The organism is Streptomyces sp. NPDC007084 (assembly GCF_040703595.1).
In the GTDB taxonomy this organism is placed as follows: Bacteria; Actinomycetota; Actinomycetes; order Streptomycetales; family Streptomycetaceae; genus Streptomyces.
The window spans coordinates 235,668-253,265 of record NZ_JBEYFY010000005.1 but is presented as its reverse complement, the minus strand read 5'-3'; the positions used below and the strand labels follow the sequence as shown (position 1 = coordinate 253,265).

Here is a 17,598-nt window from a genome sequence, read left to right as displayed (position 1 = left end):
CCGGCGGGTCGAGCTGACCGGACTCCGAGCGCGGGAAGAACTCGTACCAGGAGCCGTACAGCGCCCGCTCCCGCTCCACCAGCAACGGCAACGGCCGCGACCGGGTGAGCCGTTCGCGCAGCGGATGGCCGTCGAGGACGGCGTCCACCTCGGGGTGGAGAGCCGCCGCGAGCCGGTCGGCGGGGGCGCGGGAGTCGTCGCGCAGCGCGTCCGCCGCGGCGAGCACCCGGTCCCGGCCGGGGCCTTCGGGCACCCCGGCGGCGGCCCGCTCGTACAGCGCGGCGCCCTCCTCCAGGACCAGACCGACATCGAGGCCGGCCGGGATCTTGACCTCGGCGGCGCGCCGCCATCCGGTCACCGGGTCGCTCCACGCCTCCACCAGGTACGTCCACCGGCCCGGCGCCGTCGGGGTGACCTCGGCGCCCCAGCGGTCGGTGCCCGGGGCCAGCTCGCGCATCGGGGTCCACGGGCCGGGACGGCCCTCGGGATCGCACAGGACGACATCGGCGCCGACCACGTCGTGCCCCTCGCCGAAGAGGGTGGCGGTGACCTGGAAGGTCTCACCGGCGACGGCCTTCGCGGGCCGGCGGCCGCAGTCCACGACCGGCCGCACGTCCACGACGGGGATACGGCCGGTGTCCGTGTGCGCGTCCATGCGTCTCGCCTCCGCGGTTTCGGGGCCCGGCTCGTCTCGCCGCCGGGGCCGCTGTCGTGTGCGGTCCTTGTGACCGTCCCTCAGATCCGTGCCGGAACGTCCTGGAGATAGGTCTCGGCGGCGTCCGCCGCCTCGCGCGCGCAGCGCTTCCCCATCAGGACGCACAGGGTGTAGCCGGTGTTCTCGAAATTGCCCCGGACCACGTGGTCCGCGGGGGTCGCCAGATGCAGGCGCTCCCAGGCGCGGTAACGCTCCAGATGCCTGGCGACCTCGGATTTGGCAGGCAGCAGCATCACGCTGGTCACCTTCCGATCTCTCGACCGCGCACGGCTCGCCCGGTCGGCGAGTGAGGGCCGTACGCGAAGAGGAGCCGGTCCGTCACGCACCGACACCTTCACTCATGGTGCCTGCACCGGCACCGAGCGTCTTGTTGGCTCTTCAACTACACCGTCGTTCCTGGTCCGGGACGGAGTGCGGCTCTCGACTTGCACGGATGGAGTAGCACCCGCACGCTGAGTGTGACTCAGGAGCGATCACCGCTCACGCTTCGTGTTCGGGGTCCGGTCCCACAGGGGCCGGGAAGGAGCGAGGGCTTCGCCGGTGAGGAGCAAACGACGATGAAAGCCGCAGTTCCCTGCTACTACCACCTCGACGTGGAGCTCAGCCCCGAAAGGGTCGGACAGGTCAAGCGCATTCTGGCCGCACACCTCCGGTACTGGAACCTGGAGAATCTCGTCGAGTCCGTCTGCCACTGTGCCGAAGCGCTGCTTCGCACGATCGAGCAGCACGCCACGGACAAGAACACCACCATCGAGATGTGGTGGAACGGCCAGCATCTGATCGCCGCCGTCTCGGACAACAGCCAGGACATCCGCCCGCACAAGGCACCCCAGGGCTGTCTGGCCCAGATCGCCGCCCTGAGCGACGGCTGGGGCTGCTGCGCCACCGACGTCGGCGGCAAGATCATCTGGTTCTCGTGGCGGGCCCGGGCCGCCGAACGCGCGCCGCTGGAACCGCCGCTGCCGGCGCCCAGCCTGCGCGAGGCGCGCCGGACGCCCCGGTACTTCGTACTGCCGGACCCCGTCCTGGCCGCCGCCCGCGACGACAGCGAGGCGGTCACCGCGAGCGGATGAGTCCGCCAGGACAGGCGGCCGTGATCGCCCTACGGTGATCATGTGCTCACCTGGAACGGGCGCCCCTACCCGCTGGGGGCGACATACGACGGCGAAGGAACGAACTTCGCCCTGTTCACCGAAGTCGCCGAGCGCGTCGATCTCGTGTTGATCGACGCGCTCGACGACGTCCGCACGGTCCCCCTCACCGAGGTCGACGGCTTCGTGTGGCACGGCTACCTGCCGGGCGTCGGCCCCGGGCAGCGCTACGCCTATCGGGTGCACGGCCCCTGGGACCCCGCCGCAGGCCACCGCTGCAATCCGGCGAAGCTGCTGCTCGACCCGTACGCCAAGGCCGTCGACGGGCAGGCCGACAACCACCCCTCCCTCTTCGAACACGACCCGGACGGCCCGTCCGGCGCCGACAGCGCGGGGCACACCCCGCTCGGCGTCGTCACCGACCCGGCCTTCGACTGGGGCGACGACCGGCCGCCGCTGCGCCCTTACGCCGATACGGTGATCTACGAGGCCCATGTACGCGGCCTGACCCGCACGCACCCCGGCGTACCCGAGGAACTCCGCGGCACCTACGCCGGCCTCGCCCACCCCGCCGCCATCGAGCACCTGACCTCGCTCGGCGTCACCGCGGTCGAGCTGATGCCCGTGCACCAGTTCGCCCAGGACGGCTTCCTGCGCGACCGGGGCCTGTCCAACCACTGGGGCTACAACACGATCGGCTTCTTCGCGCCGCACAACGCCTACGCCGCCCACGGCACCCGCGGCGAACAGGTCGCCGAGTTCAAGTCGATGGTCAAGGCCCTGCACGCGGCCGGCCTCGAAGTGATCCTCGACGTCGTCTACAACCACACCGCCGAGGGCAACGAGAACGGCCCCACGCTCTCCTTCCGGGGCATCGACAACGCCGCCTACTACCGCCTGGTCGAGGACGACCGGGCGCACTACTACGACACCACCGGCACCGGGAACAGCCTGCTGATGCGGCACCCCAACGTGCTCCAGCTCATCATGGACTCGCTGCGCTACTGGGTCACCGAGATGCACGTGGACGGCTTCCGCTTCGACCTCGCGGCCACCCTGGCCCGGCAGTTCCACGAGGTGGACCGCCTCTCGGCGTTCTTCGACCTGATCCAGCAGGACCCGGTGGTCGGCCGCGTCAAGCTCATCGCCGAACCCTGGGACGTGGGCGACGGCGGCTACCAGGTCGGCAACTTCCCGCCGCTGTGGTCGGAGTGGAACGGCCGGTACCGCGACTGCGTACGGGACTTCTGGCGCTCCGGGGACGGCACGCTCGGCGAGTTCGCCTCCCGGCTGACCGGCTCCTCCGACCTCTACCAGCACGACCGCCGACGGCCGCGCGCCGGCATCAACTTCGTCACCGCGCACGACGGGTTCACCCTGCGCGACCTGGTCTCGTACAACGACAAGCACAACGAGGCCAACGGCGAGGACAACCGGGACGGCGACGACGACAACCGGTCCTGGAACTGCGGCGCCGAGGGCCCCACCGACGACGAGGGCGTCCTCGAACTGCGCGCCCGCCAGCAGCGCAACCTCATCGCCACCCTGCTGCTCTCCCAGGGCGTGCCGATGATCTCCCACGGCGACGAACTCGGCCGCACCCAGCGGGGCAACAACAACGCCTACTGCCAGGACAACGAGATCTCCTGGGTCGACTGGAACCTCACCGACGAGCAGCGCGGCCTCATGGAGTTCACCCGGCGCGCCATCGCCCTGCGCGCCGCGCATCCCGTGCTGCGCCGCCGCCGGTTCTTCCTCGGCGACACCGTCCGGCACGAACACCAGCCGCTGCCCGACCTGATGTGGCTGCGCCCCGACGCCCGCGAGATGACCGACGAGGACTGGGCGCGCCCCGACGCCCACGCCGTCGCGGCCTTCCTCAACGGGGACGCGATCGCCGAGACCGACCCGCGCGGCGCCGCCGTGGTAGACGACTCCTTCCTGCTCCTGCTGAACAGCCACTGGGAGCCCGTCGTCTTCCGCCTGCCCGACGCGGCCTACGGCGAGCGCTGGTCGGCACTGATCGACACCGCCGACCCCCAGGGCGTCCCCGACGAGGCGGAGCACAAGGCCGGCACCGAGGTCCGGGTCGAGTCACGCGGTCTCGTCCTGCTCTCCCGCCCGCCCCGGACCGAGGGCGGCGTGTAGGACGGTTCCGGGCCGGCGGGAACGGGAGTCACGGGCCCGCCGGCCCGGTGCGCGCGACGTCCGGGAAACGTGATGTGCAGCACGCGCGGGATTAGCCCTCCCGGGTGACCCGGAAAGGTTCTGGCTGCGCACGGCTTGATCGCCGATCAAGGAACGGGAAATACCTGGCCACAGGGCCTTCGGCTCATTTGACACGTCGTTGAGGGCACAGATAGGAACAACTCTCTGAAATGGAGAGGTGAACTGTGCGCGAGCCGAACGTGGTCGGGGACTGGCAGGAGTACGACGAGCATGCCGGCCTGCGTGTCCGCGTCCACGGCGTCGAGAAGGCCGAGCCGCCGCGCGGGCGGGACGACGCCGCCGACGACCTCACTTATTTCCGGTTCCGGGTGACCGTCGAGAACCGCGCCACCGAGCACTTCGGCATCCACCTCGAAGACGGCCAGATCGACATCCGTGTCGGCTCCGACGGCGAGAGCGCCTTCCTCGACTGGCGGAACTCCCAGTTCATCGAGGGCTTCGACGTCTATCCGCTGCGCCGGGCCACCGCGGTCCTGTTCGCCGCGGGACCCGACACCGCCCTGCACCGCCTCGACATCCAGGTGGCGCTGAAGGTCGACGACGAGTGGGCCGAGCGCTACCTCTGGGCCGGCGGTGTCGACCACGACGAACTCCCCGAAACGGACCCCCGCCCCGACACGGCCAGGGACAGCCTCGCCTGCCAGGTCAGCAACTTCCTGCGACGCGAAGCGGAGTCCTGACCGACGGTCCTGAGCCCGGCGACCCCGCAGCCGGTGGTCCCGCGCCTTGCTCCCGAGGCCCTGGCCCCGAGGCCGGCCCCGCTCGTGCGGTGCGCCGGGTTCCGTCCGGGCGACACGACAGCGGGCGCACGTCGGGCTCCGTCCCGTCCGGCTAGGGTCGGCCGATGAACCGAACCCCAGCACGCTCCGAGGGGGCTGGCCCGTTCACCACCCGGCTGACCTGGCCGCTCACGGACGGGCGGACGGCGGTCTGGGAGTCGCGCCGGGCCCGCAAGCGCGGCCTGCTCACCGTCAGTGGACCGGGGGAGACGGCGGCCCGTGTCCGGCGGGCGGACCCGGTCACGATCGGCCGGCTGCGCGGGCTGAACACCGTCGCCGCCACCGCCTTCACGGCCGGCGGCGCCCTGTTCGCGCTGGGCGCCGGGGTCGCCGAGTACGGCTCGCACGGCACGACCGGCGCCTGGATCTACTTCGTCGGCGGCCTCTTCTTCAACACCGGGGCCTACGCCTGCCTGCTCCAGGCGGTCAACGCCCCCCGCCGGGACGGCGCGTCCGGCACCCTCACCGGACGCCGCTGGCGGTGGTGGAGCTACGAGCCCGGCCGGATCGACTGGCTGAGCACCTTCGTGCTGTTCGCCGGAACACTCGTGTTCGGCGTCAACCTGCTGGACTCCCTGCTGCGGGGCCTGTCCGCGCGGCAGGTGGACCGCCTGGTCTGGGCCCCCGACCTCGTGGGCTGCGCGCTGTTCCTGATCTCCGGGCATCTCGCGGTCGTCGAGGTCTGCCACGGCCGGCCGCGGGTGCTCGTCCACGACCTGGGCTGGTGGATCGTCGCGGTCAACCAGCTCGGGTCCGTGCTCTTCCTCGTGTCGGCCCTGGCCGCCTACACCCGTCCGGCGACGGGCAGCGTGGTGAACGTCGGCATCGCCAATGGGGCGACCCTCGCCGGAGCGCTGTGCTTCACGGCGGCGGGCGTGATCCAGTTCTTCGAGCGCCCCTGACGGCGGACGCGGGGGAGCCGTGGAGGGTCAGCGGTCCCCGGCCGGGTTGTTCTCCACCCACTGGATGAGCAACTGCCGTACATACGGGTTGCCCTCCTGCGCGGCGTGCGCCAGCCGCTCGGCGCTCGCCCGCGCCGCCCGCCAGCCCGCCGGCCCGTCCTCCTCGTGGGCGCGGTCCGCGGCCGACAGCGCGTCGGCCGCCAGCAGGCGCAGTTCCTCGGAGAGATCGTCGTCCGCGGCGGCCCGGTACGCCTCCAGGCGCAGCGCGGCCAGGTCGGCGGGGGAGAGGGCGGGCCGCGTGGGCGGCTGCGCGTAGCCGCTCACCGCTATCACCACGCAGAAGGTGGCCACGTCCCGGCGGCTCTCGGACTGCCCCTTGGCGATGGCGGGCGCCAGCCAGGTGGGCGCCCGCCAGTGGGAGACCGCCGTGGCCGCGGCGAGAGCGAGGGTCAGCAGCGCGAAGGGGAGCGGACCGCCGAGGAACCAGCCGATCGGCCCGAGCACCAGGAAACAGACGGCACTGCTCATCCATATGCGACGGCGGCCCAGCCTCAGGTGTCGTGGATCCATGCGCCTCAGTGTCGCAGGGGCGTACGCGGCGCGAGGAGGGGGCGGGCGATTCGGACGGACGATCCGGGCGGGCCGTGGCCCCCGGCCCGGGTTCTAGGGCAGCAGCTTGTCCATCGCCGCGGAGCCCTCTTCCCGGAGCTTGCGCTCCGCCCAGGCGAGGTTCTCCGGCGTGACGTCGCGGCCGGCGGCGAGCACCAGGTCCTCGGCCGTCACCGGGCCCTCGGTCCCGGTGTGCAGCAGCTTGTCGGGGGTCGCCCGGTCCTCGGGGGGTACGGACGCGTCGGGCCGGCTCGTTGACATGGTCTCTCCTTGTTCCGCCTGATCTGCCTCTCACGCTACGGGCATTCCGTACACCCCGCTCGACGCGCCCGGCGGCCGGCCCGGCCCGTGGACAGGCGTGGTGGGGGGTGCCCCCCGTTCGGCCGAACTGCGATGTCGGCCGCCGCTTCCGGAGGTGAAGGTGGAGGGGCTCGCACTTCCACACCGAAGGAGCTTGGAATGCGTATTCGTCTGATGGCAGCCACCGGACTCGCCGCCGCCGCCCTGTTCGCCACCGCCGGGACCGCCGCGGCCGACCCCGGTCCCGACGCGGTCGGCGTCGCGGCGAACAGCCCCGGCGTCCTGTCCGGCAATGTCGTCCAGATTCCCGTGGACCTCGGCCTCAACCTCTGCGGCAACACGGTGGACGTGGTGGGCCTGCTGAACCCGGCGTTCGGCAACATCTGCGCGAACGGCTGACGATCGAGGTCCGCCGGGCAGGGTGACCCCCTGCCCGGCGTGCGGCCGGAGCCGGCGGGTTTTTCCCGCCGGCTCCTCGTCGTCTCCGGCAGCTCCCGGTGAACCCCTCCCGTGCGACGAGTCGTTGAACCCCTCCCGTGCGAAGAGGGGGTGCGCCCCTCCCGTGCGATCACTGGTCGCCCGGCGTCCATCTCGTTGGTCTGTACATGACCAGCCCGGCCGGGTGAGACTGTGCGCCGACCCCTCACCCCCCACCGAGGAGCAGACCTGATGCGCACCGCCGCACGGCAACGTTGTCACCCGGTCCTGGCCGGTCTCGTCACCCTCGCCACCGCCGCCGTCCTCTCCGTCGTCACCGGCGCGCCCGCCACCGCCGCCGACACCTGGAACGAGGTGGGCTCCGACCGCGCCGACCCGCTGACCGAGAGCCAGGGCCTCACCTCCGTCGAGGTGCCCGCCGGCAGCCCGAACCGCTACACCGGAATCGGCACCATCCCCGTCGCGGTGTCCAGCCGCGGCTGGAACCACGTCGGCGACCCCGACGCCTCCTACGACGGCCACTACATCGAGCCGTACCAGAGCGACTCCGGCGGCTCCAAGATGTTCCGCGTGCAGGCCCCGGGCGGCGCCTGGTCGGAGTACGTGCACGCGCTCGGCCCCGGCGAGGCGCTGAACAACTCCTTCGTCGCCGTCACCCCGGGCGGCTCCTGGATGGTCTCCGGCGAGTACGGGACCATGGACCGGCTGCTGGTCTTCCCGACCCCCGGGGTCAACCCCGCGACCTCGCCCGGGGCCAACCTCCCGCAGGCCTCCACCGTCCACCTCGACCATGCCGTACGGGACGTACAGGGCTGCGACTTCGTCACGGCGACACGGTTGCTGTGCGCGTCCGACGACCCCGCAGGCACCCTCTTCGGGATCACCAAACCGCTGCTCCAGGTCGACCTGAGCGCCGAGCCGAACGGTACGGCGGACGTCACCGGCCATGTCACCGCCCTGCGCCAACTGCCCCTGCGCAGCTCCTGCTCCGGCACCTTCGAGGCCGAGGGCATCGACTACGACCGGCGGACCGGGACCCTGCGGGTGATCGTCGTGTCCCCGGGCTTCTGCGTACTGACCGACAGCAAGACCTACCGTTTCACGCACAGTTGAGCCCACACCGCGATGAGATGCCGGGCGCGTACGCCGCCGGACGGCCCCGCGCGGGCCGGGGCGTACGCGCCCGGGCCCGTGCCCGCCCCGTGATCCCAGGCCCGGCGCCCGCCCCGTGATCCCGGGCCCGTCGTCCGCCCCCGGTGATCCCGGGCCCGTCGCCCGCCCCCGTGACGGCGGGCCCTCCCGCGCGGCGTCCGCCTGTCCGGCATCCGTCGGACGGGCGCCTTCCCGGCGTACCTCCCGCATCAGAAGCCGCGATCGGATCAACAGGCCCCAGTGGCGCTCAAGTCCCTTACACTCTCGGGAAGTTGATCGTTCGACTGGCCCGGTCGCCCCAGGAGGAGCGCATGCCCCGGACACCCTCGCGTCGTACCGCACTTCAGGGCCTCGCCGCCGCCGGCGCCGCGGTTGTCGGGTTCGATCCCTTCACCCGGAGCTGGGCGGCCGGCGACAGCGGCCGGCCGCTCGCCAGGCTGCCCCGGCTCGACGGCAGCGTACGCACGGACGACGCCTCGCTCTCGGCCGCCGCCGACGACTTCGGCCACATCGTGCACCGGCGCCCGCGCGCGGTGCTCCGCCCGGGCTCGGTCCGCGACATCGTCGCGATGGTCCGCTTCTGCGACGAGCACCGGCTGTCCGTCGCCCCGCGCGGCCAGGGCCACGGCACCCAGGGCCAGGCCCAGGTCGACGGGGGCCTGGTCATCGAGACCACCCCGCTCGCTTCCATCGGCCCGGTAGGACGCGGCAGCCGGAGCGTGACGGTCGGGGCGGGCGCCAAGTGGAGCGACGTCGTCAAGGCCACCCTGGCGCACGGGCTGACCCCGCCCACCTTCACCGACTACCTCGAACTCTCCGTCGGCGGAACCCTGTCGGTCGGCGGTGTCGGCGGCCAGACCCACCAGCAGGGCGCCCAGGTCGACAACGTACTCGAACTCCAGGTCGTCACCGGCGCCGGAGACCTCGTCCGCTGCTCGCCCACCGAACACCGCGACCTGTTCCTCGCGGTGCTCGCCGGACTCGGCCAGTGCGCGATCATCGTCGGCGCCACCCTGCGTCTGGTCCCCGCGCCCAGGACCGTACGCCACTACCTCCTCCCGTACACCGACCTGCGCACCTTCCTCGACGATCAGCGCCGGCTCGTCCAGGAGGGCCGGTTCGACTACGTCGAAGGCCAGGTGAACCCCGACGCCGACGGGGTCTTCAACGGCTATGTCATCGAGGCCGTCGCCTACGGGCCGCCCGTCGGACCCGCCCCCGACGACAGAGCCCTGCTGCGCGGACTGCGCCACGACCGGGCCGGCGTCCAGACCGCCGACCTCGCCTACTACGACTTCCTGGACCGGCTCGCGGCGAGCGTCGCCGCGCTCAAGGAGGCCGGCCTCTGGGCGTTCGCGCACCCCTGGCTGAACCTGTGGCTGCCGGGCCGCTCCGCCGCCACGCTCACCGCGTCCCTGCTGGAGGACCTCACCCCGGCCGACCTCGGCCCCGGCGTCGTCCTCCTGTACCCGGTGCTGCGGAAGAACCTGCGCACCCCGCTGCTGCGCGCCTCCGACGACCCCGTGCCGTATCTGCTGGCCGTGCTGCGCACCACCCCGCCGGACGACACGACGACCGTGGACCGGCTCCTCGCCGCCAACCGCGCCGCGTACGAGAAGGTCCACGCGGCCGGCGGCACCCACTACCCGGTCGGTTCCGTCCCCTTCGGCCCGGCGGACTGGCGGGAGCACTTCGGGCCCGAATGGCGCCGGCTCGCCACGGCCCGCCACACCTACGACCCGCGCGGAGTCCTGGTCCCCGGACAGAACGTCTTCTGACGGTCCGCCCGGTCACCCGGGTCCGCCGGGCCCGGGCTCACCAGCGCCCGGGCTCGCTGCCCACGATCGGCACCGACGGCTTCCCGTCGACCCCCTCCGGCACGTCACCGGCCAGCATCACCCGGTGCATGATCCGGGGGTGGTCGACCTGGGCGGTGTCGCTCGGCGCCAGATGGATGGTGGCCCGGTTGTCCCAGAAGGCCACACTGCCCGGCTCCCACCGGAAGCGGACCGTGTACTCGGGCCGGACCGCCTGCTCCAGCAGCATGTCCAGGATCGCCCGGCTCTCCGGCCGGGAGACCCCGAGAATCTGCTCGATGTAGTAGCCGTTCACGAACAGGACCCGCTCACCCGTCTCCGGGTGCACCCGCACCAGCGGATGGTCGGTGGCGATCTGACGGTCGAGCAGATGACGGGCGTACGCGTCGTCGCCGGGCCGCGTCTGGTAACCGACACCCAGCCGGTGTTCGGCGCGCAGCCCGTCCACGAAGGCCCGCACCGGAGCCGACAGGCCCGCGTAGGCGACGGCCAGGTTCGACCAGGTGGTGTCACCGCCGTACGGAGGGACGGTCTCGGCCCGCAGGATCGTCGCGGCGGGCGGGTCCACGCGGGCGCCGTGGTCGCAGTGCCAGCCGCGCAGCAGCGAGTGACGGCGCCGGCGCAGCCACTCCTCGTGGTCCATGCCGTACCGCCCGCCCAGTTCGAGGCGGTCGGCCGTCGTCTCGACCTCGGGAAAGTCCTCGGGTGACGCGCCGCCCCGGGAGCGGAGCCGGACCGGCTCGCCGAAACGGCGGGCGAAGGCGACATGGGCGCTGTGGTCGAGGTGCTGGTCGCGGAAGAACACCACCTTCCAGCGCAGCACGGCCGCTCGGATCGCGGCGACCACCTCGTCCGGCAACTCCCGCGCCAGGTCGACTCCGGTGATCTCGGCGCCGATGTGTCCCGCCGCCGGCTTCACTTCGAGACGTGTGACCTGGTCCGTCATGGTGGCTCCGTTGATCGTCCTGTCCGTGTCGGGGTCCAGCATGACCGGTGGGTCCCGCGCCCGACAGGGCGCCTCGCGCGCCGGCCGGCCGCGCACACGGGAGGCGCGTCGCGCGCACGGGGTGTGCACGGTGTCGCGGAGCCGCCCCGCCGCACTCCCTGGTGGCGGGGCGCCCGCGGTGCCGAGAATGAGCGGCAGTGAACGGGCCCCGCCCTCCATCCGCATAGGGGCGGGGTCCGTTCACACGGCGCGGCTCAGTTCCGGTGCTCGCGCAGGGCGGCCAGCGCGCGGTCCGCGTGGGCGCTCATCCGCAGTTCGCTGCGGACCACCTCCAGGACCGTGCGGTCCTGCGCGATCACGAAGGTGACCCGCTTCGTCGGGGCCAGCGAGAAGCCGCGCTTCACGCCGAACCGCTCGCGCACACCGCCCTCGACGTCGGACAGCAGCGGGAAGCCGAGCGTGTGACGGTCGGTGAACTCCTTCTGCCGGTCGACCGCGTCACCGCTGATGCCGACCGGGCGGGCGCCCGCGGCGGTGAACTCGGCGGCCAGATCACGGAAGTGGCAGGCCTCCGCGGTGCAGCCGGTGGTGAGCGCGGCCGGGTAGAAGAAGAGCACCACCGGGCCCTCGCCCAGCAGTTCGGACAGGCTCCGGCTGGTGCCGGTCTCGTCCGGCAGCGTGAAGTCCTCGACGGTGTCGCCCACGTTCACTCGTGTCGTCATGACCTTCCCTCCCCGGCACGCGCGACGCCGCGCGCCCACAGGACCAGCGGCACCTGAAGCGGGAGCCGCGCGAGTGCCGCCGCCTTGAGCGGCGCCGGACGGTTCCGCCAGTCCGCCGCCATCTGGACGTTCGCGGGGAACACCCCGACGAAGAAGGCGGCGGTCGCCAGCGCCGCCACCCGGCGAGTGCGGGGCAGTGCCACCCCGGCCGCGAGCGCGAGTTCGACGACTCCGCTCGCCCGCGTCCAGGCGCGCGGCTCTCCGGGCAGGGCGCGCGGAACGATGGCGTCGAACTGCCGTGGTACGGCGAAGTGGGCGACGCCCGCGGAGGCCAAGAGGCCTGCGAGCAACAGGGGTGAACGTTCGGACCGTGGCACGGTTCCTCCTCAGGGGGCCTGTCGCGCGACTTTACTGGAGAGTAAGTGGCCGTGGTGGGGGCGGGAGGCGCCGATCCCGTGCCAGTCCCGGAGCGGGCGCCGCCGCCCGGGAGCCGGCGGCCGGAAACCGCCGGTATCGGCCGCGCGCAATTCGGGCCGCCGGGCGAAATCCGGGGAATTCGCGCGGCTCCGGGTTTGGGCAAAGGATTCACGGTCAGCCGTAGTAGTGAATCGCATGGTCGAGAAGTAAGGACGTGAACCACGATGGCCGAGAACGAGAAGACCCGCGCCAAGATCGAACAGGCGAAGGGCAAGGCCAAGGAGACCGTCGGACGTGCGGTCGGCAATGAGCGCATGACGGCCGAGGGCAAGATCGAACAGTCCAAGGGCGACGCCCGGCAGGCCAAGGAAAAGGCCAAGGACGCATTCCGGCACTGATGACGGCCGAATCCGCGGGGCCCGTCGTGTTTATTTCACGGCGGGCCCTGTGAAATTCCGGGCAGGAGAGCGGAGCGAACAATGTGCGGGGAGTACCAGATGGCGTCCACCGACACGGCGACCAGGGCGCGGCCCACGATCCAGGCGGGCCCCGACAGTCCGGCCGAGGCGCGGCAGGCCGTCCGGCGTGCCCTCGCCACCCGGTCCGCGGACGGCTCGCGGATCGACGAGCACGCCCTCGGTGACGCGCTGCTCGTCGCCTCGGAACTGGTCAGCAACGCGATGCTCCACGGCGGCGGTGTCACGGCCTTCGAGGTGACACCGACCGAGCGGGAGGTACGGCTGTCGGTGAGCGACCGCAGCGACCAACAGCCCGCCGCAGCCGGGCGGTTCGACGACACGGGACGCATGCGGGTCGGCGGCCACGGCTGGATGATCGTCTGCACGCTCGCCCGTGACGTCGCCGTCTCACCCCTGCGGAGCGGAGGCAAGCGGATCACGGCGGTGGTGCCGCTCGCCCCGGCCGACGTCACCGTCTGAACGCGGGTCTCCGCGCCACCGTCTGAACGCGGGTCTCCGCGCGATGGTCCGCACGCGAGACTCCGCGGGACGCTGGTCTGAACGCAGGGCTCCGCGCGACGCCGCTGTGAACGCGGGACTCCGCGCGACGCTCTGAGACGCGACGCTCTGAGGCGCGAGATTCTGAAGCCCAACCCGCCCTCCGGGAGGGCAACTCGCCTGCCCCGAAGGGGTGTTGAGAGCCCGCGGTCCTGAACGCGCCATCTCACGGCCGGGAACGCGTGCGGGGACGACGGCTCAGGCCGTCAGGGCGTGGGAGGACACGGCGGACCTCCGCGAGGTGCTCGTGTCCGAGGCGGCGGGCCGACCCGCCGCCCGCACCTGGTACGTGGTCTTCGCGGGGTCGACCAGCGGGTCCCCCAGCTCGATCCGGCCCGCCGCGTGCAGCGCGTCGCACTCGCCGGTGGGCAGCGCCACGTAACAGCCACCCCGGCCGGTGGCGGGATCGAGGGGCATCCAATAGCCGTACCGCCGACGGCCGTTCGCGTGCACGGTGAGACGGACGGCGAACCGCCGCTGGGTTATCAGACGCAGCACTTCGGCCCCGCCTGCGCTGAGCGGGGTGTTGGTGCGGGGGAGTGGCCGCAGCATGTCACCATCCTCCGATCGGGCCTCGCGGCGCGGTACGGGGGTGCTGATGGAGCGTCATGAACATGCGGCCTTTCGACGGACGGGTCGGATCACGCAGCGCCCGGGGCGGTCACGTTCTCGCTGCTCGGCATTGTTCCGCAGCGCACTGACAACGCGGGGCGCGCGGGGTTCAGCGGCGTCGGACGGACGCCCGCGCACGGTTGGCGCGGGCGGTGAGCTGGCCCTGCACGAAGGGGTCGGTGGCCGGGTCGTAGGAGCCGGCGTGATCGGCGAGCGTGCCGGTGATCCGCTCCCACTCCTCCAGCTCAGCGCGGATTGCGGCCGGGTCCGGGCCGTCGTCCGCGCGCTGTGCGGCCGCCCGCTCGGCGTCCTCGAAGGCCGCCTTCGCCTGGTGGTGGTTCATCCCGGTGGCGGCGGCGCGCACCCGCTCCCACGCGGCGCGCTCCGTGGCGGACGGCTCCCGTTCCGTGCTCACTGCCTCACCCTGGCTCACTGCCTCATCCCGATCGTGTCGCGGTACCGGCTCCCTCATCGGGTCCGTCTTCCCTGTTCGGGAGAAAGGACACCCGCGGGCCCGTCGCCGGTTCCGCGGGCGCCCGTTCTCACCAGGGCAGAAAGGCGTGGATGTCCTTGCCGTCGGGGCGCACGATCACGCTGACCTGGTCGCAGAGCGCGTTCACCAGATGCCAGCCGATCCCGCCCCCGCCCTCGGAGGGGCGGAAACGGCGGGGGGCGGGCCGGGTCGTGCTGCCGTCGCGCAGGGTCACGTGCACTCCGTCGAACGTGGGCCGCATCAGCAGCTCGAAGGGGCCGGGAGCGTACTGGATGGTGTTGGCCGCCAGCTCGGTGACCACCAGCAGGATGTCGTCCCAGTGCTCCTCCGCGGACGGCGGTGTCGTCCGCGCCAGCGCCCGCAGATAGCCGTCCGCGGCGAGCCGCGCGTCGGTCACGTTGCGCAGCTCGCCGCCGAACGCGCTCGCGAGGGTGCCGAACTCCTCGTACGACGGCTTCTTGTTCCCGCTCGGATCGATGTCCATCGCGCCCTTCGTTTCGGATCTCCTCGGCGGATGCCCTGCACTGCGCCGCGGCCCGGCCACCTGGATCCGTACCCGGTCCTGTCGTGAGAACCCGGCCTTGTCCCGCTGGTGCTGCTAGGTCCGGTCGTCAGATCCCCGTCGTTCGCCAGGCAGGCGGGCGGGGACGCGGCGACAGGGCCTAGGCCGAGGCGTCCTGGGTGCGCCGGCGGGAGCGGCGGCGGGCCAGCGAGCGACGCTCGGTCTCGCTCGTACCACCCCAGACACCCACGCTCTGGCCCGATTCCAGCGCCCAGTCCAGGCACGCCTCGCGGACCGGGCAGCCTTCGCACACGGCCTTCGCCTCCTGGATCTGCAGCACGGCGGGGCCGGTGTTGCCGATCGGGAAGAAGAGGTCGGGGTCGACGCTGCGGCAAGCCGCGGAATCACGCCAGTTGTCCATTGCGGGCCTCCTGTGATCGAAGCGGATGCGTTGCTCGATGTTCGGTCCTCTCTCGGGTCACCAGTGATCGCCCCTGTGAAACGGGCCAGGCGCGCAAAGATCCCGTGGATGGTGAAATCGGCCGCCGCGACGGGACCCGGTGTGCCGGGGAACACCGCTCCCCGGCGATCCCGGTGCTCCCGACCGGCGCGAGGGGCGCGCCGGGATGGGAAGATGGAATCCCCGGTGGACGGCGGTGGCTTTTCGACGAACGGAGCAGGTGGCCCATGGCGCAGGAGTCCGGCGATGTCTGGGAGAGGTTTGCCGTCGCCCTGGCGGACATGGCGCGGGATCTGCTGGCACAGGACTCGGTGCAGGCCACCCTGGACCGCATCGTGGACCACGCGAGCGTGCTGATCAACGGCTGTGACGAGGCCGGAATCCTCACGGTCCGCCGCGGCGAGGTCAGCGCGCTGGCCGCGACCAGCGACGTCGTCCGCACGGCGGACCGGATACAGCAGGACCTGCGGGAGGGGCCCTGCTTCGACGCGGTCACCGAACGGCAGCAGCTCTACATCATCGAGGACCTGCGCCGGCCGCACGAGAAGTGGTCGCACTTCGCTCCGAAACTGAGAAAGCTCGGCATGGGCAGCATGATGGGCTTCCTGCTCTTCACCGACGACGACGAACTCGGCGCCCTCAACGTGTACTCGCGCGAGCCGAACATGTTCGACGAGACGGCCCAGCGCGCCGGCTGGATACTCGCCTCGCACGCGGCGGTCGCCTTCTCCGCGGCCCGCACCCATCAGCAGCTCGCCCACGCCCTGGAGACCCGCCACGAGATCGGCGAGGCGATGGGCATCCTCATGGAACGGCACGGCCTCACCGAGGAGAACGCCTTCAACGTCCTGAAGAAGGCCTCCCAGGACCACAACATCAAGCTGCGCGAGATCGCCCGCAAGGTCTGCGAGACCGGCGAGCGCCCCAGCTGACACCGGCGGCCCCGCCGCCGCCCCCGGCCCGGTCACCCGGAGCTAGAGGAAGCGGCGCAGCGGGGCGACCGCCAGTTCCCTCGCGCGCTGGAGCGGGGAACGGCGCCGCCAGCGGCCCGCCTCGATGGCCACGGCCTGGCGCCGGTCCTCGTCGAAGTCCCGGTCGAGGTCCGCGGTGAACGTCTCGTCCAGCACCGCGAGCATGACCTCCTCGTCATGCTCCATGGACCGGCGGTTGAAGTTGGTGGAACCGATCAGCGACGCCACCCCGTCCACCGTCATGATCTTCGTGTGCAGCATCGTCGGCTGGTACTGGCGGATCTCCACCCCGGCGGCCAGCAGCTCGTCGTAGTAGTGCTGGCCGGCGAGCTGGCAGGCCCGCTGGTCGGTGTGCGGGCCGGGCAGCAGGATCTCCACCCGCACCCCGCGCCGCGCCGTCGCGCACAGCAGGTCGATGAAGTACGCGTCGGGCGCGAAGTAGGCCGTGGACAGCCGGAACCGCTCCTCCGCGGAGTCCAGCACCACGCGGATCAGGGTCTGCATGTCCTGCCAGCCGAAACTGGCCGAGCCCCGCACCACCTGGACCGTCGCGGTGCCCGGCTGCTCCTGGGCGGTGAACCGGTCGCGGTCGTCGAACAGCTCGTCGTGGCACTCCGCCCAGTTCTGCGCGAACGCGGCGGCGATGCCGTCCACGGCCGGACCCCGCACCTGCACGTGCGTGTCCCGCCACTCGGACGGCCCGCGGGCGTCCCCGCACCACTCCTCGGCGATGCCCACGCCCCCGGTGAACGCGATCCGCTCGTCGACCACCAGCGCCTTGCGGTGACAGCGGTGGTTCTGCTTCAGCGGCGAGAGCCACAGCGGCTTGCGGAACCACGCCACCTGCACACCCGCCGAGGTCATGGACTCCAGCAGGTCCGCCTCGATCCGCTTCGCCCCGAACCCGTCCAGCAGCAGCCGTACGCGCAGACCCGCGCGGGCCCGGTCGGCCAGCGCGGCGGCGAAGTCGTGGGCTATCTGGCCGCGCCAGTACACGAAGGTCATCATGTCGATGGTGTGCTCGGCGGACCGTACGGCGTCGAGCATCGCGGCGAAGATCCGGTCACCGTTGCGCAGCGGGACGAGTTCGTTGCCCTCGGTCGCGGCGATGCCGATGAGGCGCTCCAGCCGTCTGCGGAGGCGCTGCTTGCGCCGCTCCGCGTCCGCCGGGGCCGGCGGCCCGTTGCCCTCGACGCGCGCCGTGATGGTCTGGGACATCCACCGTCTCCTGTTGTCGTGCCGTGTGCCGCCTCCCCGCCCCGGGCGGTGCGCGGAGGTCCGGGGGAGTGGTGACCCTGTCCGGGACCCGCCCGTACGGGCCACCACCCCTCCCGCTCGACCAAGGCGGTCTTCGGGGTCGCCCGGCCCCTTCGTCCGCCGTGGGAGCGATGCCGCGGTACGCCGTGGCGTTCGCGACGCGGCTCAGG

At 72.2% G+C, this 17,598-nt stretch carries 21 protein-coding genes and 1 pseudogene; 10 read left to right on the top strand and 12 right to left on the bottom strand.

All coding sequences use genetic code 11. The annotated features are described in order from the left end of the window. Positions 1-655 (bottom strand): maltotransferase domain-containing protein (locus AB0912_RS07610; protein WP_366697031.1); only part of this gene is annotated, 655 nt, incomplete at its 3' end. A 101-nt stretch (positions 656-756) separates the two neighbouring features. After that, positions 757-948: pseudogene (locus AB0912_RS07605) on the bottom strand (DUF5133 domain-containing protein); the annotation flags it as partial. 324 nt (positions 949-1,272) lie between these two features. Between AB0912_RS07605 and AB0912_RS07600 the strand changes: the two are divergent. The 4 genes from AB0912_RS07600 to AB0912_RS07585 all read left to right on the top strand — a co-directional run bounded on the left by AB0912_RS07600 (position 1,273) and on the right by AB0912_RS07585 (position 5,716). Next, complete coding sequence (locus AB0912_RS07600; protein ID WP_366697030.1) at positions 1,273-1,788, top strand: pep a2; 516 nt, start codon at positions 1,273-1,275, stop codon at positions 1,786-1,788. Between the two features lie 42 nt (positions 1,789-1,830). Then, the gene (gene glgX, locus AB0912_RS07595; protein WP_366697029.1) at positions 1,831-3,954 is read left to right on the top strand and encodes a glycogen debranching protein GlgX; all 2,124 of its coding nucleotides are present in this window, start codon (positions 1,831-1,833) and stop codon (positions 3,952-3,954) included. A 245-nt stretch (positions 3,955-4,199) separates the two neighbouring features. Further along, entirely contained in the window at positions 4,200-4,715 is a 516-nt protein-coding gene (locus AB0912_RS07590) for a hypothetical protein (protein ID WP_366697028.1), read from the top strand. A gap of 164 nt (positions 4,716-4,879) precedes the next feature. Next, positions 4,880-5,716, top strand: a complete 837-nt coding sequence (locus AB0912_RS07585; RefSeq protein WP_366697027.1) for a hypothetical protein — start codon at positions 4,880-4,882, stop codon at positions 5,714-5,716. 27 nt (positions 5,717-5,743) lie between these two features. Here the strand turns inward: AB0912_RS07585 and AB0912_RS07580 are convergent, their stop codons facing one another. Continuing rightward, positions 5,744-6,286, bottom strand: coding sequence for a hypothetical protein (locus tag AB0912_RS07580; protein ID WP_366697026.1), 543 nt, complete (start codon positions 6,284-6,286; stop codon positions 5,744-5,746). A gap of 93 nt (positions 6,287-6,379) precedes the next feature. Further along, positions 6,380-6,586: a hypothetical protein gene (locus AB0912_RS07575; protein ID WP_366697025.1), complete on the bottom strand. Its 207-nt coding sequence runs from the start codon at positions 6,584-6,586 to the stop codon at positions 6,380-6,382. A 198-nt stretch (positions 6,587-6,784) separates the two neighbouring features. Between AB0912_RS07575 and AB0912_RS07570 the strand changes: the two genes are divergently transcribed. From AB0912_RS07570 to AB0912_RS07560, 3 genes are all read left to right on the top strand, one after another. Next, positions 6,785-7,024 (top strand): chaplin, encoded by a 240-nt coding sequence (locus AB0912_RS07570; RefSeq protein ID WP_366697024.1) that lies wholly within the window; start codon positions 6,785-6,787, stop codon positions 7,022-7,024. Positions 7,025-7,294: 270 nt separating this feature from the next. Then, positions 7,295-8,176 (top strand): hypothetical protein, encoded by an 882-nt coding sequence (locus AB0912_RS07565; RefSeq protein ID WP_366697023.1) that lies wholly within the window; start codon positions 7,295-7,297, stop codon positions 8,174-8,176. A 350-nt stretch (positions 8,177-8,526) separates the two neighbouring features. Further along, a complete protein-coding gene (locus tag AB0912_RS07560; RefSeq protein ID WP_366697022.1) occupies positions 8,527-9,993 on the top strand; it encodes an FAD-binding protein in 1,467 nt (488 codons plus the stop codon). 37 nt (positions 9,994-10,030) lie between these two features. Here the strand turns inward: AB0912_RS07560 and AB0912_RS07555 are convergent, their stop codons facing one another. The 3 genes from AB0912_RS07555 to AB0912_RS07545 form a co-directional block, all read right to left on the bottom strand. Beyond that, entirely contained in the window at positions 10,031-10,978 is a 948-nt protein-coding gene (locus AB0912_RS07555; protein ID WP_366697044.1) for a TauD/TfdA family dioxygenase, read from the bottom strand. A gap of 254 nt (positions 10,979-11,232) precedes the next feature. Further along, positions 11,233-11,700 (bottom strand): peroxiredoxin, encoded by a 468-nt coding sequence (locus tag AB0912_RS07550; RefSeq protein WP_366697021.1) that lies wholly within the window; start codon positions 11,698-11,700, stop codon positions 11,233-11,235. Beyond that, positions 11,697-12,077 carry a DoxX family protein gene (locus AB0912_RS07545; RefSeq protein WP_366697020.1) on the bottom strand — a complete coding sequence of 127 codons (381 nt, stop codon included), beginning with the start codon at positions 12,075-12,077 and terminating at the stop codon, positions 11,697-11,699. The genes AB0912_RS07550 and AB0912_RS07545 overlap by 4 nt, the downstream gene beginning before the upstream one ends. A 264-nt stretch (positions 12,078-12,341) precedes the next feature. On the opposite strand from AB0912_RS07545, the gene AB0912_RS07540 reads away from it, so the two are divergent. Beyond that, complete coding sequence (locus AB0912_RS07540; RefSeq protein WP_366697019.1) at positions 12,342-12,515, top strand: CsbD family protein; 174 nt, start codon at positions 12,342-12,344, stop codon at positions 12,513-12,515. A 99-nt stretch (positions 12,516-12,614) separates the two neighbouring features. Next, the gene (locus AB0912_RS07535; protein WP_366697018.1) at positions 12,615-13,055 is read left to right on the top strand and encodes an ATP-binding protein; all 441 of its coding nucleotides are present in this window, start codon (positions 12,615-12,617) and stop codon (positions 13,053-13,055) included. A gap of 276 nt (positions 13,056-13,331) precedes the next feature. Here AB0912_RS07535 and AB0912_RS07530 read toward each other — a convergent pair whose 3' ends face one another. The 4 genes from AB0912_RS07530 to AB0912_RS07515 form a co-directional block, all read right to left on the bottom strand. Further along, positions 13,332-13,685 (bottom strand): hypothetical protein, encoded by a 354-nt coding sequence (locus tag AB0912_RS07530; protein WP_366697017.1) that lies wholly within the window; start codon positions 13,683-13,685, stop codon positions 13,332-13,334. Positions 13,686-13,854: 169 nt separating this feature from the next. Beyond that, complete coding sequence (locus tag AB0912_RS07525) at positions 13,855-14,160, bottom strand: hypothetical protein (RefSeq protein ID WP_366697016.1); 306 nt, start codon at positions 14,158-14,160, stop codon at positions 13,855-13,857. A gap of 127 nt (positions 14,161-14,287) precedes the next feature. Next, the gene (locus tag AB0912_RS07520; RefSeq protein WP_366697015.1) at positions 14,288-14,722 is read right to left on the bottom strand and encodes an ATP-binding protein; all 435 of its coding nucleotides are present in this window, start codon (positions 14,720-14,722) and stop codon (positions 14,288-14,290) included. 178 nt (positions 14,723-14,900) lie between these two features. Continuing rightward, positions 14,901-15,161 carry a WhiB family transcriptional regulator gene (locus AB0912_RS07515; RefSeq protein WP_366697014.1) on the bottom strand — a complete coding sequence of 87 codons (261 nt, stop codon included), beginning with the start codon at positions 15,159-15,161 and terminating at the stop codon, positions 14,901-14,903. A 266-nt stretch (positions 15,162-15,427) separates the two neighbouring features. On the opposite strand from AB0912_RS07515, the gene AB0912_RS07510 reads away from it, so the two are divergent. Continuing rightward, positions 15,428-16,132: a GAF and ANTAR domain-containing protein gene (locus AB0912_RS07510; protein WP_366697013.1), complete on the top strand. Its 705-nt coding sequence runs from the start codon at positions 15,428-15,430 to the stop codon at positions 16,130-16,132. 42 nt (positions 16,133-16,174) lie between these two features. Here AB0912_RS07510 and AB0912_RS07505 read toward each other — a convergent pair whose 3' ends face one another. Beyond that, positions 16,175-17,389, bottom strand: coding sequence for a phospholipase D-like domain-containing protein (locus AB0912_RS07505; protein WP_366697012.1), 1,215 nt, complete (start codon positions 17,387-17,389; stop codon positions 16,175-16,177). Positions 17,390-17,598: the final 209 nt, after the last annotated feature.